The organism is Psychrobacter sp. H8-1, assembly GCF_904846575.1.
GTDB lineage: Bacteria > Pseudomonadota > Gammaproteobacteria > Pseudomonadales > Moraxellaceae > Psychrobacter > Psychrobacter fulvigenes.
In genome coordinates this window covers 351,465-374,850 of record NZ_CAJHBG010000001.1, presented here as the reverse complement: position 1 = coordinate 374,850, position 23,386 = coordinate 351,465, and the positions used below count along the sequence as shown (strand labels likewise).

Here is a 23,386-nt window from a genome sequence, read left to right as displayed (position 1 = left end):
GAGTTGTTAAACTTTTAAATGATTAACCATAAAAAAGAGATGCCCTATTAATAGAGCATCTCTTTTTATTGATATAGTCGAGCTAATTCAAAAAGAATATAGTGCTGCTGGGATGAACTTTTCGAAGCCTCTGGAGTGCATAGCGCACAGCAAGCAAGGAAAGTTTATACCAGCAGAACGACTTTTTGAATGTCTCTTTTTTATTTTGGACGAATTATATCTGTCATAAAGTTAAACGATAAAGCTTTACTCTAGAACAAGATACGCACGCGGATGGTTTCTTCTACGTCTTTTAGCTGATCTAGAGCAGCTGTGGAATCGTGATAATCCACGTCCATCACTAGATAACCCACATCGCCTTCAGTCATGAGGCTCTGCGCCAAGATGTTGATATGCGCTTCTGCAAACAGACGGTTTATCTGTGACAAGACACCTGGCACGTTTTTGTGGATATGTAGCAAGCGATGCGTGCCTTCCTTGAACGGAATCGAAACTTCTGGGAAGTTCACCGCAGTAACAGTATCGCCTTGATCAGAGTATTTAACGAACTTCTCTGCGACCTCTAGACCAATATTGGCCTGCGCTTCTTGAGTAGAACCACCAATGTGCGGCGTTAAGATGACATTATCAAACTTACGTAGCGGTGACTCAAACTCTTCATCAGCAGACTTTGGCTCTTTGGGGAACACATCGATTGCTGCGCCCAAGACTTTACCTGATTCTAATGCTGCTGCTAGATCGTCAATCTCAACACAAGTACCACGTGCCGCATTGATAAAGTAGCTGCCTTCTTTCATCTGCGCGAACTGCTCCGCTTTCATCATATAGCGAGTGCTTGGTACGTCAGGCACATGCAAGGTCACGATGTCAGCAGTTGATAGCAGCTCCTCTAAGCTCCCTACTTGATGAGCGTTACCGAGCGGTAGTTTGGTCACGACATCATGATAGATGACTTTCATACCGAAGCTCTCTGCCAATACAGACAGCTGTGAGCCGATAGAGCCGTAACCTACGATACCGATGGTCTTGCCACGTACTTCATGCGAGTTTTTGGCAGACTTACCCCAGCCCCCACGATGCACCACGGCATTTTTTTCAGGGATTCCGCGGTACAGCATGATCGCTTCAGCCAATACCAACTCGGCCACTGAACGGGTGTTAGAGTATGGCGCGTTAAAGACTGGAATACCCAGCTCACGAGCCGCGTCCAAATCTACTTGGTTGGTACCGATACAAAAACAGCCGATGCCAGTCAGTTTTTTGGCGTGCTCAAGCACTTCACGCGTCAGCTGAGTACGCGAACGAATACCGACGAAATGGGCGTCTTTGATCTTTTCGATCAGCTCATCTTGATCCAGCGCGTGGCTGAGATATTCGATGTTTTGGTAGCCCGCTTTTTCTAGTACTTTGAGTGCATTTTCGTGCACGCCTTCGAGTAATAAAAACCGAATCTTGTCTTTTTGCAGTGATAGCGCCATGTGAGAACTGTCCTATAATTGTCTTTTAAAAAATCTACGATAGGTGAAACGAAAACAGTGCGGTTATCTTACACAAAATTTCACAACGATGTTAGGGGCATTAGGTGAATTATTGCTTATCAAGCCTGAAATTTATTTATGATATTGTGAACGATGATGTCTGAATCTTTGATGCACCCTTTTTTATGGTGTTTATAGTACCTAAAGACTCACAATAGGCGCTCTTGTCTTGCTAACATCATATACTGCTGATTCTTACACCATACTTATATGTTAAACTTTGCCTTATATAATCAGTTCGAAATAAAATCGATATGTTTATATTGTCATGCTACTGGTACAAATTTTCCTTGCTTGCTGTGCGCTTCGCACTCCAGAGGCTGCACAAAATTTATACCAGTAGCACGGTATCGGTTTTAAAGTGTATCAACTATATTACTCAGCTCGCAGTTATTAAAGCACCAAAATAAATAAGCACCGTATTAACGTTTTTATAGAGATCAGACCATGACCCCATATCCATCACAACCTACCACTCCTGCTACTGGCACTGACGCTGTGACTACGATTCTAAGCAGCCTTATAGACATTCATCATTTCGACCCCAGTCAAATCAAAACTGATGCTGAGAGTCTAGAGCACTGGGGCAAAGACTGGACCAAACACTTCGCTCCTGCTGCGTCTGCCATTGTCTTTCCAAAGACAACCGAGCAAGTACAAGCAATTGTACTCCTTGCCAATGAGCACAATATCGTCCTGACACCAAGTGGCGGCCGTACGGGCCTGTCTGCAGGCGCAGTCGCCTCTAACGGTGAGATTGTCGTCAGCATGGATAAGATGAACCGTATCGGACAGTTTTATCCTGCTGATCGCATGGTTGAGATTGAAGCCGGCGTTATCACCCAGCAGCTGCAAGAGTTCGCTGAGTCAAAAGACCTCTATTACCCTGTCGACTTTGCTTCTGCTGGCTCTAGCCAAATCGGCGGTAATATCGGTACCAATGCCGGCGGCATCAAAGTCATACGTTATGGCATGACCCGTCAATGGATTATGGGTTTGACTGTGGTCACTGGTAAAGGCGATATCTTGCATCTGAATCGCGGTATGATTAAGAACGCCACTGGTTACGACTTACGTCAATTGTTTATCGGTTCTGAGGGCACGCTTGGACTCGTCACTCACGCGCAAATAAAGCTTGAGCGTCAGCCCCAAGACTTAAACGTCATGGTGCTGGGTATGGATAACTTTAGTGATGTCATGAATGTGCTATCAGCCTTTCAAGCGCAGATTGATTTGACCGCTTTTGAATTCTTTGATGACGTGGCAGTGGATAAGCTGATGGCGCATGGTCAAGTTCAAGAGCCGTTTGAATCACGCACCAAGTTTTATACCTTACTAGAGTTTGAAGCACCGTATGAGCCCATCATGGATAAAGCCATGGCCATCTTTGAACATTGTATGGAGCAAGGCTGGGTGGTCGATGGGGTAATGAGTCAGAGTCTGACGCAAGCTGAAGAGCTGTGGAAGCTACGTGAGTATATCTCTGAGACCATCTCAGTCTTTACCCCGTACAAAAACGATGTATCAGTACTGATAAGCCATGTACCTGACTTTATCGATGAGATTGACCACATTGTCAGTAGCAACTATCCTGACTTTGAGGTGTGCTGGTTCGGTCATATTGGCGATGGCAACTTGCATCTGAATATCTTAAAGCCTGAAACTTTAAGCAAGGATGACTTTTTTGCCGCTTGTCAGGTAGTGAATAAACAGGTGTTTGAAACGGTACAAAAGTACGGCGGTTCCGTGTCTGCTGAGCATGGCGTTGGTATGACTAAAAAGCCGTATCTCAATTATAGCCGCAGTGAGACTGAGATTGAGTATCTTAAGCAAATTAAGCAGGTGTTTGATCCGAATAATATTATGAATCGTGGCAAGATTTTTGATATGTAATGACTGATCTTGCATGACTGAAATAAATAAAAGGCGCTAAGTAGATAAACTTAGCGCCTTTTATTTATTATGAACCGCCCTGTTATATGGCGTTTATAACTGGAAATACACCAATATTATAGCAATGACGAGAAGTATCGCTAAACACCCCTGGATAAGCAAAAAAGCTTGGTGTGGAGCGATGATATGACGAAACTTGCTTGCTAGTGCACTATAGGTAAGGCGTGCGGCCTTGATATGGGGCGGGTTATCGAATTTTTTGATGACCTGTAAAAACTGCTGCGTACGCTCAGGCTCCCAGTCGTATGGTTTAAATGGCAAAAAAACGGCCAATTGCGACGCCTGCTGCTTGGTATCAGGTGACCATAACCAGCGCTCCAAAAACAACGAGCGCATACGCCAATCGACAAATCTGCGTTGATCTATCGCTTGAAGCAATAGCACCTTTATATTTTTGTGGCGCTCATCAGAAAATATACGCTGCTGTAGCGCCAATACTTTTGCTTTTTCGCCTTCAATACATTGCAAAAAATGACCATTGCCATAACATAGAATACCTGTGATACCACGCTCTGTATTATAAACACGTGCATGTCTCTCCAAATCGATAAATATTGATGAGCTCAAGCGTCCTTTTAGACTCAAACTACTGACATACACCAGTTGCATGAGTGCGGTGTCTGCTATTGTATCTAAGACTCTAACGGTATCCGTGTGCTGCAGTGGCATAAAAAAACAATCCTGAATAGCCGCATTGATCGTCGGCAAAAATAAAAAACAACTCACTTAGGGTGTGTCATCAACGTGCTAATGAGGTCAAAATACAAACACTCTAAAATAGGTCGCACTGCACATTTATAAGTATATGGTCGTGAATTAAATAGAGAGACAAGACAGCTGAGTGCAGATGTGTAGAACACTTCAAATAAAGTTAACGCTGTCACTCTTTTATAGTAGATTGACTACAAGTGACAAAAACGTAGCATATTTTTACCATGCTTGGCTGTCATTACCCATTTAGCTTGATAGAATAGCGAACCTAATAAACATCAATCTTAATAAGTAGTTAAGTAGTAATATAGGTCATGCAAATCTTTGCATGGCTCATTCATTTAAGGGCTATTACCTAATAATATCTGTGCCAACCATAAAGCATCACTGACTAACTTAGATTCGATAACTCATTGTAAATACAAAGATAAATAATTGTAACCGTTATATAACACCATTGCTAGACTTTTGTAGATTTTGTCACATTAAATTCAGTTTTACGAATATTAAGCAAACCTGATACCACTTAATATGCAGCAAACCAACACCCGCAAATAACTTCAACAGGACTATTATGAGTAAGATAGAAAAACTAGACGATTTTCACCTAACGATTGCCGAAATTAAGAAAAAAGACTATCCGCAATTAAAGGCATTAATGGATCGTGTTTACGCCAACTTGGGCGGGTCTTGGTCAAAAACTACTATTAACACCTTGATTGATGCCTTTCCTGAAGGGCAAATCGCCTTGTTTGATCATGATCAATTGATCGGTATCGTGCTCTCCATGCGCGTTGACTATGCCAAGTTTTCTAACCCGCACACTTATGATGATCTGATTGGACAAAGAGAAATCATCAAAGACGACCCTAAAGGTGATGCCATCTATGGTCTTGATGCATTGATTGATCCAGACTACCGTGGTTATCGCTTAGGCCGTAGATTATATGATGCCCGTAAAGAGCTGTGCCGCCAGCTCAACCTGCGTGCCATTCTCGCTGGTGGTCGTATTCCCAAGTATCAAGACCATCAAGACTTGACCCCTGGTGAATATATCGAAGCCGTTGAATCTCGCGAAATTCATGATCCAGCCTTGACCTTTCAATTATCAAATGGCTTTATCGTCAAGCGTATCTTAACTGGCTATCTGCCTGATGATACCCAATCCAAAGGTTTTGCCACCCTACTCGAGTGGGCAAATATTTACTATGAACCAAAGGACTATAAGCCCAACACGCGCAAGTCTGAGGTACGCATTGGCGGTATTCAATGGCAAATGCGTGAGGTCGAATCCCCTGAAGAGCTACTACAGCAAGTAGAGTTTTTCGTTGATATCATGGCTGACTACAACTCTGACTTTGCCTGCTTGCCAGAGTTTTTTAACGCACCTTTGATGGGGCTGTGTGAATCTACTGATCAAAACATCGCCATTCGCTTTTTGGCAGGGTATACCGAATGGTTCAAAAACGAGATCTCACACCTAGCGGTCAGCTATAACGTCAACGTCATCACTGGCTCTATGCCTATTTTGGATGAAGACGATACTTTGTATAACATCAGCTACCTATGCCGCCGTGATGGTACGGTCGAAGAGCAGCGCAAAATCCATATCACGCCGCATGAGCGTAGTGCTTGGGTGATCGAGGGCGGTGATAAAGTACAGGTATTTGATACCGACTCTGGCCGTATCGGCATTTTGATCTGTTATGACGTTGAGTTTCCAGAGCTTGCGCGCCTGATGGCACTTGATGATATGGATATCTTGTTTGTGCCGTTTTGGACAGATACTCAAAACGGTTATTTGCGTGTGCGTCACTGTGCTCAAGCGCGTGCCATCGAAAACGAATGCTATGTGATGATTTGCGGCTCGGTTGGTAACCTACCGCAAGTTGAGAGCCTCGATATTCAGTACGCTCAGTCGTCTATCTTCTCGCCTTCTGACTTTGCTTTTCCGCATGATGCGATTATGGCAGAGACGACAGCGAACACTGAGATGGTATTCTTCTCTGACGTCAACCTTGATAAGCTCATTCATGTGCGCAACGAAGGCTCTGTACACAATCTGATGGATCGCCGTGACGATTTGTTCAGTCTCAAATGGAAGCAAAAATCCAAAATCTCAGCCAGCAAGCTTAGTGATAAAGAGCGTCGTGAAAATACGGGCAGCGTATTAACAGGGGATGCCCTACAAGGTCGCGCAGAAAAATCTTAACGCTATCCTTCATATCTGTTGCACCAAGACAAGATACTTAATCACTGCATTAGCGATAGAGTTCATCATCAATCCAATGCTATGCTGACTAAGGTCTATACAACAGATCCTAAATAAACGGTTGATAATTTCAGCCGTTTATTTTTATCCACCTGATATCTAAATTTTTCTTAAAATCAAAGTAAATACTATGACGATTGATGCTAATTCCAGTAAAACAGACAGGAAAGCCAAAAGTTCTGTAAAGAAAACCCCAAAACAAAAAGCCCTATCTGTATTAAAGACCGTATTATTGTATGGCATGGTTTTTTTGGTGGTATATAGCGTGATTAACTGGTGGCGGCAACCCGTCATGCCAGCCAACCCACAGCTACAACTGACTGATTATCAAGGCCAGACCATTGACTTGGCTAGCATGAGTGCTGAGCAGCCGACGCTGGTTTATTTTTGGGGTACTTGGTGTCCGATTTGTAGCGTGACCTCGCCGACTATCGACAAACTTGCTACAGCAAATAACTATCCCGTGGTCACTATTGCGATTAAATCAGGCTCTGACCAAGAGCTAGATAGCTATCTCAAAGAAAACAATTTCCGCTTTACCACTGTCAATGACCAAGAAGGTGAAATATTCGCCGATTGGCAAGGACAAGTCACGCCATCGTATGTGGTATTAAAAGATGGTGAGATGACCCAAGGACTGACAGGTATTCAGCCGCTTTGGTCATTGAAGTTACGTTTGTGGCTCAGTTCAATCTGGTAATTTAATTTCTGAAGAGATTAAAAAAGCTCGTATCCCACTCGTTGATTCGTCACAACAAGTAGGATACGAGCTTTCATCTTTGTAGCTATAAAGAAATCAGTAACTGAGTTTAACACCTAAGATTAACAATCTGGAATTAACAATCTAGTTTTTAAAAAATACTTTTTAATGAGACAGTCTTAAGCAATCAACTCATCCAGTACCTTATACTCATAATCTAACGCCTCGGCTACTGCTTCATAAGTCATATAGCCCTGAGTGGTGTTGACACCTTTTGCCAGTGCTGAGTCATCAAGGCAAGCCTGCTTATAGCCTTTTTTAGCCAGTGCTTGTATATATGACAAGGTGACGTTAGACAATGCCATCGTTGAGGTGCGCGGCACTGCGCCTGGGATATTGGCAACGGCATAATGAGTGACGCCATGCTTGATATAGATAGGATCAGCGTGGGTGGTAATACGATCTGTGGTCTCAAATAGACCACCCTGATCGATAGCAATATCAATGACTACGCCACCGTCATCCATGGACTTAATCATCTCCTCGGTGACCAGTTTCGGCGTTGCAGCACCTGGAATCAATACCGCACCGATCACAAGATCACTTGCTTTGACACTCTTAGCAATATTGACTTTGTTCGATACCAAGGTCTGCACATTGTTGCCAAACATCTCAGACAGTTGTTTTAAGCGTTTAGGATCGAGATCTAAAATCGTCACGTCAGCACGTAAACCAATCGCAATCTTAGCCGCTTCGGTACCTGATACACCGCCACCGATAATGGTAACTCTGCCTTTTTGGACTCCTGGCACACCGCCGAGCAATATGCCTTTACCGCCATAAAAGGATTGTAAGTACTGCGCGCCAATTTGGGTACTCATGCGCCCTGCAATCTCACTCATCGGCGTCAGCAGTGGCAGAGACTTATCGTTCAATTGCACTGTTTCATAACCGATTGCCGTGACTTTATTGTCGATGAGCACTTTAGCAAGCTCAGGCTCATTGGCCAAATGCAAATAAGTGAATAAAATTAAATCCTCAGTTAGATATTGATACTCATCCTCTTGCGGCTCTTTTACTTTAACCACCAGCTCTGCATCCCATGCTTCAGCAGCGCTATTAACGATGGTTGCGCCTGCCTCTTTGTAATCATCGTCCGTAAACTGTGAGCCTATACCAGCCTTGGTTTCGACGAGCACCTTGTGTCCTTCATCGACCAGCACACTAACCCCACTTGGGGTCAAGCCAACTCGATCTTCATTGTTTTTCGTTTCTCTTGGAATACCTATTTTCATAATTGCCCCTTAATTTTAATTATTGATGTTCATTAGTGTTTGGTGGTGTTCATTAATGGTCAGTATTATCAATGGTTGCTATCGGTTATTAACAAGATAAATAAGAGTAATGCTTTATCATCGATGATTTATAGTAAACTAACAGCCAGTTTTATACACGCCCTAATCCTTTTACAGTAGCACAGGCACCAAGGTCATTATAGGGTCTGTTGAACATTCACAAGCAGGCACTGCTGATAGCTAAAATCGGTCTAGTCTAAGTGAAAATTGCAGGTAATGCAGATGCCTTGGTTAGCTGATTTTATTTAAACAGTCGCAACGAATAGACCGATTTTAGCATCAGCCCTCACTACAAAAACAGGGACAGGACTATTTTTTGCCGCTTCGTCATTAAAAATATCCGCTTAGAATGACTAAACTAAATATTTTTTAATCTAGAATCGCCTAAAAAATAGTCTCTGTCAGTGCAACGGTCGAATGTTCAACAGACCCTAATATTACGAGAAAAAGTTACGAGAATTAACAGCAAACTGTCTAGCCCTTTTTACCCTACTCGTTTTGTCATATAATGGCTGACGTTCTAAGCACATCTTTCAGCTACTCATTTTTATAGACGTTTTCTATATTATTGCATTCGTCTTGTGACAACTTACTATAAACATACTTCTTAAGTGACCATTAAGCAGTTATTAAACGACCAACACAGCTATCATCGCCTACTATTTTCTTAAACATTAAACTTAATCATTAAATAAGAAACCTTCTATGACTGATAAAGCGACAGACACTCCTAGCCAAGACTATAAAGACACCTTGAACCTTGCCGATACCGTATTTCCAATGCGTGCTAACTTGGCCAAACGTGAGCCGGATTGGCTCGCTGCATGGGAAGCGGATGAGATCTATGGCAAGATTCGTCAAGCGCGCGAGGGTGCCCCTAAATATATATTGCACGATGGCCCTCCATACGCCAATGGGCAGATTCACTTAGGCCATGCCGTAAACAAAGTCATTAAAGACATTATCGTCAAGTCAAAAACCTTGTCGGGCTTTGATGCGCCTTATGTACCTGGTTGGGACTGTCATGGTCTGCCTATCGAGCAAAAGGTAGAAGCCAAAGTCGGAAAAGTCGGACAAAAAGTCTCTGCGACCGAGTTCCGCGGTCTCTGCCGTGAATATGCCAGCACTCAAATTGAGCTGCAAAAAGCCGACTTTAAACGCCTCGGTATCTTCGGTGATTGGGACAACCCTTATCTCACCATGAACTTTGCGCAGGAAGCCAATATCGTCCGCGCACTGGCGAAAATCTATGACAATGGTCACGTGACTCGCGGCATGAAACCTGTCAACTGGTGCCTAGACTGTACCTCGGCACTGGCTGAAGCCGAAGTGGAATATCAAGACAAAGTCTCAGATGCTATCTACGTTAGCTTTGATGTGCTCGATACCGACAAAGTCGCAGCACTAGCCAACCTCGAAGGCAAAATCGGGGCAGTGATTTGGACGACAACGCCGTGGACACTGCCTGCCAACCAAGCCATCTCAGTGCATCCTGAGCATGACTATAGCGTGGTCGCGACTGCAAAAGGCAACTTGCTATTCGCAACTGACCTCGTTGAGACCGCCTTAACCGAACTAAAACTGGACAATAACGGTGTATTGGCCACGGTATCAGGGCGCGAGCTTGAAGGTTTGCGAGCTCAGCATCCACTCATTAGCGATCGCCAAGTGCCACTTATCTTAGGCGAGCACGTGACCACCGATAGTGGTACTGGTCTTGTACATACCGCTCCTGGTCATGGTCTCGACGATTACATCGTTGCCTTGAAGTATGATTTACCCGTTGAAAACCCTGTTGGCGGTACTGGCGTCTATCTAGACAGCGCAGCGGTATTTGCCGGTGAGCATATCTATAAAGCCAATCCAAAAATCATCGCTACCTTGCATGAGAATGGTCATTTGATCAGTCACACCAAGATTGAGCACAGCTATCCGCATTGCTGGCGTCATAAGTCGCCGATTATCTTCCGTGCGACACCGCAATGGTTTATCAGCATGGAAGCCAAAGGCTTACGCGCGCGTGCGTTGGCTGACATTCCATCCGTGACATGGACGCCATCATGGGGTCAAAACCGTATTGAAGCGATGATGAATGGTCGTCCTGACTGGTGTATCTCACGCCAGCGTACTTGGGGCGTGCCAATTCCTTTCTTTATTCATAAAGAGACGGGTGAGCTGCATCCAAATACGCTTGAGCTAATGGAAACTGCTGCACAAAAAATTGATGCAGGCGGGGTTGAAGCTTGGTTCGATGCCAGCTGTGAAGACTATTTAGGTAGCGAGGCTGCTGATTATGATAAAGCTACTGATACGCTAGATGTCTGGTTTGATTCAGGAACGACGCATTTTGCTGTGCTTGAGCAGCGCGATGAATTGACCAATCCAGCTGATATGTATTTGGAAGGCTCAGACCAACATCGCGGTTGGTTCCAAACCTCGCTATTAACTTCGGAAGCGATGTACGAGCGCCCACCATTTAAGCAAGTACTGACGCATGGCTTTGTGGTTGATGAGAATGGTCGCAAGATGAGTAAATCACTTGGCAACATCATTACGCCGCAAGATGAAATCAATAAAACAGGCGCGGACATGCTGCGCTTATGGATCGCCTCTAGCGATTATCGCTATGAGATGAACGCCGGCAAATCAGCATTTAAAGGCGCGATCGATATGTATCGCCGTATCCGTAATACCTTGCGCTTTTTGCTCGCCAATACTGATGACTTTGACCCTGCTAGCAACAGCGTCGATATCAACGAATTGGTCAGCCTTGATAAGTTCATCATCGAGCGCGCACAAACGGTACAAGCGCAAATCATCACGGCTTATGATGCGATGGACTTTCACCAAGTCACCCAGCACATCACCGCGTTTTGCTCACAGGACTTGGGCAGCTTCTATTTAGACATTATCAAAGACCGTCAATACACCACCCAAACCGATGGCAAACCACGTCGCTCTGCACAAACGGCCATTTATCATATTGCCCAAGCGCTCATTCGCTGGATTGCACCGATCTTATCGTTTACCGCACAAGAAGCGTGGGAAGTGCTGCATGGTAATGATGATCATAAAGGTGGCTATGTCTTTACTGAAGAATGGTACGAGTTCCCAGCGTTTGCGCTTAGCACCATCAGTAATGATGACTGGCAGCACATCATGCGCGCCAAAGATGTGGTGAACAAACATATCGAAACCGCACGTGGCGAAAAATTGATTAATGCGAACCTATCCGCTGATGCGACTATCTATGCTGATGGTGCGATGTATGATAGCTTAGCTAAGCTTGGCGCGGAGCTGCGTTTTGTCTTGATTACCAGTAAAGCCACGCTTGCACTCATGAGCGCCGCCCCTGCTGATAGCAATAACCAAACATCGGACGACTCAGAACAATCAGCCGACTTAAAAGTAGCCATTAGCGCTGCTACTGGTACTAAGTGCGTGCGCTGCTGGCATATCCGTGATGACATTGGAGTTGATGCCGCACACCCTGAACTTTGCGCGCGCTGCGTGACCAACGTCAGCGGCACAGGCGAGGTGCGCCACTATGCCTAACCCACCTGACTCATCTAAGCATGAGCAGCCAATTGCTGGTGCAGATGGTATGAATAGCAGCCCCAAACCTGCACATGTGACCAGTGGCAGCTCACTGACGCCTAAAGGTCGCTTGGTTAAAACGCCAAAAATGATCGCCAATGGCAGCCGTGCTTTTATGTGGTACTTGCTGTCACTAGTCATTATTATTGTTGATCAATGGACGAAGTGGCTGGCGCAAACCAAGCTGGCTTTTCATGAGCCTGTGCCTGTGATTGAGCCGTTCTTAAACTGGACACTCGCCTATAACTATGGCGCAGCCTTTAGCTTTTTGGCTGATGCAGGCGGTTGGCAGAAGTGGTTTTTCTCAGGGCTAGCCTTGGTGATGTCGCTATTTTTGATTGGTTATCTTGTCAAAGCTCCACGCCAAGCCAAACTACTCTCTGTCGGTCTCGCCATGGTGCTTGGCGGTGCGATTGGTAACTTAATCGATCGTCTCATGCTGGGCAAAGTAGTGGATTTCATCCATGTGCATTATGCTGATGCTTGGCATTATCCAATTTTTAATATCGCTGATATTGCTATTAGCGTTGGTGTGGCGATGATTGTCATTGATATGCTGTTTTTTGAAAAGAAGCGTGAAGCTTAGCGATTATAATCGTAGATAGTTTTTAGATTCAAAAGGTGGGTTTACGAATACGTAACCCGCCTTTTCTTTTGCCTGTTATGTTTGATAAATTAAGGTATTGGAGCTGATCCTGCTATACGCTATTATCTTACCTAAGCAACCAAGCAATCATCTTCATTTCCTAGGAAACCTCTCTCGCGTAGACAACCTTTTAAGATAACTCTCAACCTGCTCAGGCAATTCAACTCCTAACATTTTTAGCCAATTAAACAAATGATGATAATAAATATCTGCCAGCGTAAAGCTGTCCCCTGCGATATATTCTTGGCTCTCTAACCAATTGCACGCAATCGGTAGCGCGTTTTGAATACACTTCATGCAATTCTCAGCCGTACCTTCGGGCCAGTTCTCAAAGTTTTGTAGGACTTTAATTTTGGTTAGTATCCATAGATAACTTTCCATTTCAATCATGCCAAAGGAGATGACTTGTCGCAGTTTATAATTTTTCTCCGCATAATTCTCATCGTCTTTATTAGGTGTAAGTGGTTTATCAGGATGCAAGTCGTTTAGATATTCGATAATGGCCAAAGATTCTGTAAAAACTTTACCATTGTGAGTCAATGCTGGGATTTTACCAAAGGGATTAATTGCCAAAAACTCAGGGCTTCTTTGCTCACCTTTTTTGGCGTCTATTTCTTTGACTTCATAATCTAAGCCAAGCTCGCTTAATGCCCAAATGACAGTTTCTGCTCGACTTGGCTGGGTATATTTGTATAGTGTAATCATTAGAGTTTGCCTTGTTATGGTTAAAAGTTTATTTCGCTATCTGTTTTTCTATTTTTTTGCTTATAAAGCTGTGAAACTGTGCTTATAACCTGCAACTTATTATAGGCAGACTATATACAAGTAAACGATGGAAAATAATTTAAGATATTAAAAAAGCGTACATCAAACAAGTAAAAAAGGACACCGCTATGTCAAACACTCAAACAAAACCTATTTTTCAAAAGAAAATTTCTGCTTCTAAAAATCCTAGCAGTGAGCGCGCTGATTCTGATACTGTTACTTTGTCAGTATTACAGGCGGATATCACCACGTTAAACGCTGACGCAATTGTGAACGCCGCCAATTCAAGCTTGCTTGGTGGTGGCGGTGTCGATGGTGCGATTCATCGAGCGGCGGGGCCTGAATTACTTGAGTATTGTCGCAACTTGAACGGCTGCGCGACAGGCGATGCCAAGATCAGTCCGGCGTTTAAGTTGCCCTCTCAGTATGTGATTCATACCGTAGGCCCTGTTTGGCATGGTGGCAATCATAATGAGGCAGTGTTATTAGCGAGTTGCTATCGAAACTCACTTGATTTAGCGGTTGAAAATGATGTGACCAGCATTGCCTTTCCTGCGATTAGTACGGGTGTCTATGGCTATCCGCTAGAGCAAGCGACTAAGATTGCGATTGATACGGTTGAGGCATATGTACAAAGCTGCTTAGAAAAGGCAGCTGATTTTTCAATCCGTGAAATAATCTTTTGCTGTTTTTCAGCGACCGATGCCGCTATTTATAAACAAATATTAGAGTCAAAATAACGTAAACTTTATGATATTGTGCAAAATAAAAAAATAGCCACTATCTACAGTGGCTATTTTTGTGCGCTAACTTTGCAATTTATCAAAACATTTAGCAATTAATCATCTGCATGGGTTTGCTCAAACTCAGCATGCTCAACTTGGTACAAAGCACCAAGACGCTGCTGCAAATCCGTATCCAAGATCTTTTTGGCTTGTTTAAAAAACTCATTTTCCTCTTCTTCTAAATGATGACGTACCTTATGAATCAAATCTGCACAAGTCTTATTCCACTTTTCTTGTCCAATACGGCCATCATCTAAAGTCTCCATCATCTCATCCATTTCATGATGCTCAGTGATGGCGTGACGCGACAAATCCAGACCTTCATCATGCTGCATGACCGGCACATAGAGATGACGTTCTTCAGCAGCGGCATGCGCCTGTAGCTCTAGTTTAAGGTCTTCATACACGGCTTTACGCTGGGCTTCATCTTCTGTTTTTTCGAGCTTATCGCATAGCGCACGTTGTACTTCGTGCTTTTCAATTAAGGCATCAAAAATATCTTTTTTTAAGTCAACATCGGTGTCATTACTCATCATTTATTTCCTTTATTTATTAAGGTTTTGATTTTTAGTTTTCCAAATATTTTTTCAAACACCCCAACATCATAACAATATTAAAAAAGCCCATTGTCAACTTTCAGTTAGCAATGGGCTATATTTAGTTAAAACTATTGATTAAACATTGATCATTCGGCCAAAGCCAAACCAAAGGGCAATCCTGCCGCATCGGGGATGTGCTTGGCGATATCTTGCAGCGCGCTTTGAATGATTTCCTCCACGACTGGATGATAAAAAGCCAGCTGCAGTAACGAGTGCGCCGTCTCCCCACGCTCAATTGCCAAGGCTAATAGCTGCGCCACATGCTCGCCGCGCACGCCTATCATGCTGGCGCCCAATAGTTTTCCGCTGTTTTTATCAGCGTAGAGTCGCAAGACGCCTTCTCGATCAGTCAACACTCGGCTGCGACCATTGGCTTGACTCGACGCTGTGCCAATCAAAACCTCACTCTCATTCAACTCGTCAAAGCGCTTACCAACACTAATCACGTCTGGATTGGTAAAGGCAATCGCCAGTGGGGTTTTACGTTTAAAAGCCACTGGCTCAGGCTGTACCGCGTTATAACCAGCCATAGCACCTTCATCCGCAGCTTCGTGCATGAGTGGACGATAGCCATTCACGTCTCCCACGATAAAGACAGGATGCGAGCCTACTTGCAGGGTATTGACATCAAACAGCGGCTGTCCACGCTCATCCAGCTCAAACCCAGCTTCAGCTAAATTCAGCTGATCAGTATTGGGTCGACGACCTAAAGCCACCAAAACTTTGTCTACCTGAACCTGCTTATCTCCTGCTTTGAGCAGTACACCTTGCTCAGCACTAGCCAGTTCTGCTGGAGCGCCCAAATACAAGTGTATCTCTTTGGCAAATTCAGCCAAAGCAACCTCGCTTACCTCAGGGTCACTGATGCCAGCGACGGTATGCGCCATATCCGCGCCATGCACTTCGACACCTAAACGAGCCAGCGCCAAACCCATCTCTAACCCAATCGCACCCAAACCTAAGATACCAATGGATTTGGGCAAATTTTCCATCTCAAAAAACTCATCGGTAGTGATACAATGTTCGCTAAATGGCTTTAGAAACGCTGGCATCACAGGACGCGAGCCATTGGCAATAATTACTGCCTTAGCTCTGACTTGCTGCGTGCCTGATGTTTGCTCAGCTTCTAATAAGGTTGGCTCTAAAAAACGCGCCCGTCCCATCATGAGATGCTCACCAGCGCCTTTCTTAGCATTCCCAGCTGCACTATTGGCAAACTGGTCACGCTGCTCGCGTAGCGCTTGCCAAGCCGCAGCACCATCCAGACGTAAATGCTCTGCACCGCTTATCCCGTAGCGGGGAAACTCTTTTTGCGAGTGCCAAAACTCAGCGATGTGTAGCGCCACTTTCGAGGGCATACAGCCCACTCGTGCACAGGTTGTCCCAAGCGGGCCACTATCAATCAACACAAAGCTTTTATTGCGACGGCGTATCTCTCTTAACGCATACATCCCGCCTGTGCCAGCACCGATAATCGCCACATCCACATTCATCAATTTGGCCATATTCATCTCCAGTCACTTTACGAACAGCTCTAGATACCAACAAAAGCATCGTTAGCATTATTTATATTTATAAACACATCACTAAAGATATCATACTTACAAACATAATATTGTAACGTATATTGTATACAGAGCAAATTATACTAGCGTCTCACGCACTCTCTTAAATAGTGACAGTCAATTTGGAGATTACTTTTATCTTTATGAAAATAAACCTTGCAGTAAAATGGCGATAAAAAACCCACCCTGCACTGCGTAGGCAAACTGACAGCTCTTGAAGTTGAAACCTTCAGACTCATCAATATGACCACGAAAATAAACCCTTCCATATTTAATGCTTCTGACTAGCTGATATTCAACAAACAGTAGTAGCACAATTAATGCTAAATACACTATTGCCTCTCCACCAAAACCAGATGGTGTTATCTTTATATTTTTAAAAATAAATAGAGGCATAATAACCCCTAACAGATGACCCACAATAATTGTTAACATATATTTAAACTCAAACAAACCTGCAAATGTAAAGCGCTGAACGTATCAATAAGCATTTAAGCTAAACGGCAGTTACACAGATTCTGGGACACCCTTGACCCCTTCAATCTACAATAACCCTGCCAAAAATTTCAAATCCTCCCCCATCATAACGAACAACAATCCCGCCATATTAATCACCACGGTCAAATAATACGCCATGCGAAATTCAGGCTTTTGTGACTTATGACGCAGATAAGTCTGCGCGACCATTGCGCCAACCCAGCCACCAAGCGCACTGAGCAAATGCAGCGTTGATTCAGGCGTACGCCAGTCATTGCTCTGTGCAGCGGCTTTGTCTTTGGCATACATCGCATAGGTGATGACTCCTAATGCTATATACCAACCTATCACTAGCCAGCTCAGTTTATCTGTCGCCGCTAATAAGATTAAGACGCCATAAAAGCCCACGCCCATAAACAAACGTTTTCTCTGTCCTGCTTCAAAGTCCGCTTGCGCACTGCGTTTGTGATTACGCTGACGGATTTGCTGGTTTTTTTGTGTCATTTTTTGCTGTACAAAGGCCAGCTCTTGTACCTGTTTGGCTTGCATACGCCCTTGGCTGTCTTGCCTGATAATAAAAACCACTTGCTCGCCCACCTCAGGACGGCGCTGCGCTTTAAACTCGCTGACATGAAAGAATACTGACTCGCCAGCTTCAGTTTCAATAAAACCAAAGCCTTTATCGTCTTGCCATTTTTTAATTTGGCCTTGTTGTCTGTTTGCCATTTCGCCTCCAGTTCCTCTTTAGATACGGCTGATATCTTACCCTATTTGCGTTACACTATTGACGCTTACATACTTGCGCATTTAGCTTATCATTTCTTAACGTTTATCAATTTAACAACCCATCTCTACCTTATTAAAAATGGCTATTAATTATGACCCAACCTAAAAACTCACCCCAATTTATCAATCCCAATGAAGACACACGCATCGCTTATGGCAGCCTTGTTAAGCTGCATTTTGAAGTATCGCTAGAAAACGGCACCGTCATTGACTCAACATTTAGCCGTGATACACCCGTTACTTTAACCATTGGCGACGAGAGCTTATTGCCTGGTTTTGAGCAGGTGCTGATGAACCTACGTGCTGGCGACACTCGCTCCGCTCACCTAGATCCTGAACAAGCCTTTGGTGACTGGAACCCCGAAAACGTACAACACTTCAGCCATGCTCAGTTTGCCCTGGCCGCTGATAAGCCTGAAATCGGCATGTTGATCGAGTTTGAAGACAAAGGTAAAAACACTCTACCAGGGACAGTTAGTGCCATCACTGAAGATGAAATCGAGGTAGATTTTAATCATCCACTGGCTGGACAGTCAGTATTATTCAAAGTACAAATTTTTCAAGTCACACCACCAGGTGTCACCGGCGTGCAACTCATGTAGTTTTTAAAAACGCTGCAAGTACTAAACCAACATCAGAAAGGATACTCATATGCAATATCAATCGCTGCCGCAACTGAATGAAAAAGTCTCCAAAATCTGTTTGGGCACCATGACTTGGGCACAGCAAAACACCGAAGACCAAGCCCACGCCCAAATGGATATGGCGCTCAGTGAGGGCGTTAACTTTTGGGATACGGCCGAGATGTATCCTTCACCTGTAGATGAAGACAAGCAAGGCGACACCGAGCGTTACATCGGCAGTTGGTTTAAAAAGACGCAGCAGCGCGATAAAGTCATCCTTGCCAGCAAAATATCACCAGCAAGCTTTTTGCGTGACGGACAAACGCGTTATAACGCCAAGCATATCAGCGCTGCCCTTGATGACAATCTTTAGCGGCTACAAACCGATTATATTGATCTTTATCAGCTGCATTGGCCTGAGCGTCAAACCAATTTTTTTAGTCAGCGTGGCTATAACGAAGACATGGCAGCGCAGCCTTTAGAGGACTTAACGTCATTTTTGGAAACCATTCAAGCACTTAACGATGAGATCAAAAAAGGCCGTATTCGCGCTTATGGACTCTCTAATGATACCGCTTGGGGACTAATGCGCTACCTTTGGGAAGCGGAGAAAAATGGTTTAAAAGCGCCGATTACGGTACAAAATCCGTATAGCCTACTAAACCGCTTATATGAAGTGGGGATGGCAGAGATAGCCCATCGCGAAAACGTGGGTCTACTGGCCTACTCGCCGCTAGGGTTTGGGGTGTTGTCTGGCAAGTATCTTGGGGGCAAACGCCCAGCTGGTGCACGCTTAACCAAGTACGATTACTTTCAGCGTTATATCAATGAGCAAGCAAAATCAGCCACTGAACAATATGCAAAAATCGCCGATGACGCTGGTTTGGATATGGCGCAAATGGCCTTGGCCTTTGTCAACTCGCGCTCGTTTGTCACCAGTAATATCATTGGCGCGACCACGCTTGAGCAGTTAAAGTCTAATATCGACAGTGTGCATCTGACCTTGAGCACTGATGTGTTAGACGCCATCGAAGCGGTGCACACACGCCAGCCCAACCCATCGCCTTAGATTGATACTAAATAAGCTTTTATATTTATAAAAAAAGGCGCAAATCATAACGATTTGCGCCTTTTCTCAGTTGTCGTGACCATCTATAGTCAAGGAATTTTAAAATCGCTACAAGGCGACCAACCGCAGATAGTACATTAAGTACATCTAGGGCTGGTAACACCGTAGCGGTTTAAAAGTGCTCCGACTATATCTTTACGATGCGTCTAAAGCTTTAAGCTTCAGGCGGCGTACTTAATACACGGCTATGTAGCTCTGCCAGACCTTCTTGCATACGCTTTTGCAGCATATTGGTCATTTCACTCTTACTAAATCCGTTAGGATCTAACGGCTCAAGTGGCAGTACATAAGCGGTCACATCTTTACTATCGAGTACCTTTTTTATACTCTCTTTCATCGTCAGCTTGCCATAATACGGCAGATCCTCACTGAGCGTGCCATCTTTATTGACATAAGCCAAGACCATTGGCTGTACAGGCACGCCAGCATCAATAGCAGCTTGCAGTAGCGTACCATGGATACGTTTGACCTTTTTGCCATCAGTGGTAGTCGCTTCAGGGAAAAACACTACCGAAAATCCTTCATTCAAAAAACTGGCAATTTGTGTCGCTACTGAACCTACGTCACCAGAGCCACGCTTGATAAACACAGTCCCTGCTGCGTGAGCAAGCTTACCAAATACTGGCCAATCACCTATCTCTGCCTTCGATAAGAAAAAGGCTGGGCTTACTGAACCCACGATAGGTATATCCATCCATGAGACGTGATTGGAGACCCAGAGACCATGATGCTGCGGCACAGGTTCAACTTGCACGATTTTAACGCCAAATGAGCCTGCCATCTTGCGACAAAAGGTCTGAATATAACGTGGCAGTGTCTCGCGTGGTGGCTCACGGAAGGCGCCAATACGTTGAGCTGTGCGTAGTCCGCCCGCAATGGTGGTACCCATGCCAGCGATTTGCTTACCACGGCCTAACTGTTTTCTGAGTGAAAAGCCTGACTTAGATTGGCTCATCTGTATCCCTCACGATTAGATAACTGTTGGATAACTTTATAAGTAACTTTAATATAACCTGACTCTCAACTTATTATGAACTATCGTAGGCTGTGGCTTTAGCCCAGCTTTGATACTTTAAAGAAGCAAAATGCTGGGCTAAAGCCACAGCCTACACCAATAATTTTAGAATAGTTGAGAGTGGGGTATTATATAAGTAACTATAAAAAGCTTGCTTGCAGCTTAGCGTTAAAAACCGCTATTTTAGCAGCAAAAAACGAGACAAGTATAACAAAATTATGGCAGCTGAGTGACTATTTGTTCACTGAGTTTTGGTTTACTAAGGTGCTACTACCACAGCTTTTTACCTTTTGGGTGACGCTTTTGGGTCAAGCTTCATTAAATAGTCATCGGCAGCACAGATAATTGTCTGAATCTAAATGGAGTACTTTTCATAGCGAACGTTGCAGATGCGTACACTTGTTACTTTTTACTTGTTACTTGATACCAGCCCGCCCAATGGTCTATTCTGTAACATAAAACCATCGTTAATTATGATTATACGCTTTAATATCAGCTTATAAGACCGCATATAAACAGCTAACTGAACGCTACTACCACATTATAATTTAAGCTTGATTGAACTCTTAAAGCTTGATTGAACTTTTAAAAATAGAACCGTAGCGACTTATTTATTTTATTCATAGGTGATACTCTTTGGAATATTTTGAAAGACATGAAGGTGGCGAGCGCGCCATTATCGTACATTTAGACATCAGCCAAATCCAAGATCCTGACGATCTTGGTGAATTTGAGCTGCTAGCAGACTCTGCAGGCGCAGACCGCCTAGCACTGGTCACAGGATCACGCGCGAAGCCTGATGCCAAATACTTCGTTGGCAGTGGTAAAGCTGAAGAAATTGCCGAATTGGTTCGTGAGCATGATGCCGACATCGTTCTCTTTAACCACAGCTTGTCGCCCTCACAAGAGCGTAACATTGAGAGACTGGTACAGTGCCGAGTGCTTGACCGTACGGGATTGATTTTAGACATTTTCGCTCAGCGTGCGCGTACTTACGAAGGTAAACTACAAGTCGAGCTGGCACAATTAAACCATCTTTCTACTCGTTTAGTACGCGGTTGGACGCATTTGGAGCGTCAAAAAGGGGGTATCGGTCTGCGTGGTCCAGGTGAAACTCAGCTTGAGACGGATCGCCGCTTACTACAGACGCGTGTCAACCAACTTAAAAACAAGTTAGATAAAGTACGCCAAACTCGCGCGCAAGGGCGAGCCCGTCGTCAAAAGTCGGATGTACCGACTATCTCCTTGGTTGGCTATACCAACGCTGGCAAGTCAACCTTGTTCAATCGCTTAGTCGATGAAAACATCTATGCTGCAGATCAGCTATTTGCCACTTTGGACCCCACCCTACGCCGTTTAGATTGGCAAGGCGTTGGTCGTGTGGTTCTGGTCGATACAGTGGGTTTTGTGCGTCACTTACCGCATGAGTTGGTTGAGTCGTTTCACGCCACACTTGAGGAAACACTGGAAGCAGACTTGCTATTACACGTCATCGATTCATCTAGCGAGGATATGCATGAGCAAATCCAAGCAGTCAAAGATGTATTGGCTGAGATTAATAACGATGTGCCTGTCCTCAATGTCTATAATAAGATTGATCTGACTGGTGAATCTGCTCATATCGGTTACGCTAGCGATGGCGAACCTAATCGTGTCTATGTGTCTTCTAAAGACAACCTAGGCATGGAAAAGCTGTCATTGGCAGTGCAGCAGCTATTGACTGGTACGCTGACTACATTTGATCTGACCTTACCTTATGAAGCCGGTCAGCTCAAAAACACTTTATATGAGTTAGGCGTTATTTTGGAAGAAAGCTATGATGAGACTGGGCATGAATGCTTAACCATTCGTCTACCAAGTGAACGGCTGAAACAATTATTGGGGCAAGCCAATTTAGATCCTTTAGAAGTATTACCGTTAGCTCAAGCGACCTTGCTGATGCCAATACTTGAAGAGTTTGAAAAGCTTGATGACAATGACGAGCAACCCATGACTGAAGCGGAAGAAAAAGCCTTTGATGAGTTTAAGGCATTACATTCTGGAGAGGTAAGCTCAGAAGAGTTAGAGCCTGAAGCACAGGCTTCTGATGACTTAAAAAGCTAAACGGCTTGGTTATAACATAATGTTTTAAGCTACTGCTACAAACTAAAAACGGACGATATCTTTGATATTGTCCGTTTTTTTGATTTCACCTCATAGTATGCTGCAAACTAATACCATTCCCAAAAATTAGAGTAACGCGAAAAACTTGTGCAAGTACTACTCCTAGTAGACTTAGCAAGTTTGACAACCTTAATCGTACTTTTTGGGCTTAGTATAAAAACTGACAAGCATGGCAATCAACTCTCTCATGCGATAGGCTTTATTAGTTGCGTTACTCTCTATATAATCGCCTCATCTCACTCTGACTTGGCCAAAATTATTTATGAAGTCTACTCACTCCCCTAATATGCCCCTATGGCTGGCGTTAATTCTGACTTTGGCAATGGTCATCATTGTCCGTGAGTCAGCGGTTATTATTTGTCAGTGGGCAGGTATCGAAAAGGCTGCCAACATCGTTGGTCTACTAGCCATGTTTGTGATTCTGATTGTTTGGCGACTTGTGAAGGGTTTACCTATTTGGCTAACCCAAGCCAGCAACACACTACTGGTCGATAGTGGCTTTGCTTTTTTACCCGTATCGGCGGGTGCAGGTTTACTACTATTTGCGTTAGGAGATGAGTTTTGGGGAGTGATGCTGACCATGCTCATCAGTACACTCATACCACTCTGGGGACTTGCCATACTGGCCAATCGTTGGCTAAATCACGATGCTGATATCGACAGCGACACTATTAACAAGCAGAAGGGACAGCTCTAAGCTGTTTGTA

Annotated in this window: 18 protein-coding genes and 1 pseudogene; 10 read left to right on the top strand and 9 right to left on the bottom strand. The window is 44.1% G+C overall.

The window, feature by feature from the left end; translation table 11 throughout:
- Window positions 1–251 precede the first annotated feature (251 nt).
- On the bottom strand, window positions 252–1,478 hold the full coding sequence (gene serA / locus JMY01_RS01565) for a phosphoglycerate dehydrogenase (RefSeq protein ID WP_201573931.1): 1,227 nt from the start codon (window positions 1,476–1,478) through the stop codon (window positions 252–254).
- Between the two features lie 507 nt (window positions 1,479–1,985).
- Here serA and JMY01_RS01560 point away from each other — a divergent pair.
- Window positions 1,986–3,431, top strand: a complete 1,446-nt coding sequence (locus JMY01_RS01560) for an FAD-binding oxidoreductase (RefSeq protein WP_201573930.1) — start codon at window positions 1,986–1,988, stop codon at window positions 3,429–3,431.
- 93 nt (window positions 3,432–3,524) lie between these two features.
- Here JMY01_RS01560 and JMY01_RS01555 read toward each other — a convergent pair whose 3' ends face one another.
- Window positions 3,525–4,160 carry a BLUF domain-containing protein gene (locus tag JMY01_RS01555; protein ID WP_201573929.1) on the bottom strand — a complete coding sequence of 212 codons (636 nt, stop codon included), beginning with the start codon at window positions 4,158–4,160 and terminating at the stop codon, window positions 3,525–3,527.
- Between the two features lie 616 nt (window positions 4,161–4,776).
- Between JMY01_RS01555 and JMY01_RS01550 the strand changes: the two genes are divergently transcribed.
- Entirely contained in the window at window positions 4,777–6,414 is a 1,638-nt protein-coding gene (locus JMY01_RS01550; protein WP_201573928.1) for a carbon-nitrogen hydrolase family protein, read from the top strand.
- Between the two features lie 190 nt (window positions 6,415–6,604).
- Complete coding sequence (locus tag JMY01_RS01545) at window positions 6,605–7,174, top strand: protein disulfide oxidoreductase (protein ID WP_201573927.1); 570 nt, start codon at window positions 6,605–6,607, stop codon at window positions 7,172–7,174.
- A 179-nt stretch (window positions 7,175–7,353) separates the two neighbouring features.
- Here JMY01_RS01545 and ald read toward each other — a convergent pair whose 3' ends face one another.
- Window positions 7,354–8,469, bottom strand: coding sequence for an alanine dehydrogenase (gene ald, locus JMY01_RS01540; RefSeq protein WP_201573926.1), 1,116 nt, complete (start codon window positions 8,467–8,469; stop codon window positions 7,354–7,356).
- A gap of 765 nt (window positions 8,470–9,234) precedes the next feature.
- Here ald and ileS point away from each other — a divergent pair.
- Together ileS and lspA are read left to right on the top strand one after the other, a co-directional pair.
- Window positions 9,235–12,084 carry an isoleucine--tRNA ligase gene (gene ileS, locus JMY01_RS01535; protein ID WP_201573925.1) on the top strand — a complete coding sequence of 950 codons (2,850 nt, stop codon included), beginning with the start codon at window positions 9,235–9,237 and terminating at the stop codon, window positions 12,082–12,084.
- Window positions 12,077–12,712, top strand: a complete 636-nt coding sequence (gene lspA, locus JMY01_RS01530; protein ID WP_227677622.1) for a signal peptidase II — start codon at window positions 12,077–12,079, stop codon at window positions 12,710–12,712. Before ileS ends, lspA begins: the two co-directional genes overlap by 8 nt.
- Window positions 12,713–12,865: 153 nt before the next feature.
- On the opposite strand, the gene JMY01_RS01525 is transcribed toward lspA, so the two are convergent.
- A complete protein-coding gene (locus JMY01_RS01525; protein WP_201573924.1) occupies window positions 12,866–13,477 on the bottom strand; it encodes a glutathione S-transferase family protein in 612 nt (203 codons plus the stop codon).
- Window positions 13,478–13,665: 188 nt separating this feature from the next.
- On the opposite strand from JMY01_RS01525, the gene JMY01_RS01520 reads away from it, so the two are divergent.
- On the top strand, window positions 13,666–14,277 hold the full coding sequence (locus JMY01_RS01520; protein ID WP_201573923.1) for an O-acetyl-ADP-ribose deacetylase: 612 nt from the start codon (window positions 13,666–13,668) through the stop codon (window positions 14,275–14,277).
- A gap of 98 nt (window positions 14,278–14,375) precedes the next feature.
- Here JMY01_RS01520 and JMY01_RS01515 read toward each other — a convergent pair whose 3' ends face one another.
- The 4 genes from JMY01_RS01515 to JMY01_RS01500 form a co-directional block, all read right to left on the bottom strand.
- Window positions 14,376–14,855, bottom strand: coding sequence for a hemerythrin domain-containing protein (locus JMY01_RS01515; RefSeq protein WP_201573922.1), 480 nt, complete (start codon window positions 14,853–14,855; stop codon window positions 14,376–14,378).
- 152 nt (window positions 14,856–15,007) lie between these two features.
- A complete protein-coding gene (locus tag JMY01_RS01510; RefSeq protein ID WP_201573921.1) occupies window positions 15,008–16,432 on the bottom strand; it encodes a dihydrolipoyl dehydrogenase in 1,425 nt (474 codons plus the stop codon).
- 195 nt (window positions 16,433–16,627) lie between these two features.
- Entirely contained in the window at window positions 16,628–16,882 is a 255-nt protein-coding gene (locus JMY01_RS01505; protein WP_201573920.1) for a hypothetical protein, read from the bottom strand.
- A 147-nt stretch (window positions 16,883–17,029) separates the two neighbouring features.
- Window positions 17,030–17,689 carry a DUF1294 domain-containing protein gene (locus JMY01_RS01500; RefSeq protein ID WP_201573919.1) on the bottom strand — a complete coding sequence of 220 codons (660 nt, stop codon included), beginning with the start codon at window positions 17,687–17,689 and terminating at the stop codon, window positions 17,030–17,032.
- A gap of 152 nt (window positions 17,690–17,841) precedes the next feature.
- Between JMY01_RS01500 and JMY01_RS01495 the strand changes: the two genes are divergently transcribed.
- On the top strand, window positions 17,842–18,351 hold the full coding sequence (locus JMY01_RS01495; RefSeq protein ID WP_201573918.1) for a peptidylprolyl isomerase: 510 nt from the start codon (window positions 17,842–17,844) through the stop codon (window positions 18,349–18,351).
- A 49-nt stretch (window positions 18,352–18,400) separates the two neighbouring features.
- Window positions 18,401–19,441, top strand: a pseudogene (locus JMY01_RS01490) (aldo/keto reductase).
- Between the two features lie 214 nt (window positions 19,442–19,655).
- On the opposite strand, the gene JMY01_RS01485 reads toward JMY01_RS01490, so the two are convergent.
- Window positions 19,656–20,456: a 1-acyl-sn-glycerol-3-phosphate acyltransferase gene (locus JMY01_RS01485; RefSeq protein ID WP_201573917.1), complete on the bottom strand. Its 801-nt coding sequence runs from the start codon at window positions 20,454–20,456 to the stop codon at window positions 19,656–19,658.
- 696 nt (window positions 20,457–21,152) lie between these two features.
- On the opposite strand from JMY01_RS01485, the gene hflX reads away from it, so the two are divergent.
- Both hflX and JMY01_RS01475 read left to right on the top strand, forming a co-directional pair.
- Window positions 21,153–22,619, top strand: a complete 1,467-nt coding sequence (hflX, locus tag JMY01_RS01480; RefSeq protein WP_201573916.1) for a ribosome rescue GTPase HflX — start codon at window positions 21,153–21,155, stop codon at window positions 22,617–22,619.
- Between the two features lie 322 nt (window positions 22,620–22,941).
- Window positions 22,942–23,376 (top strand): CidA/LrgA family protein, encoded by a 435-nt coding sequence (locus JMY01_RS01475; protein ID WP_201573915.1) that lies wholly within the window; start codon window positions 22,942–22,944, stop codon window positions 23,374–23,376.
- Window positions 23,377–23,386 lie beyond the last annotated feature (10 nt).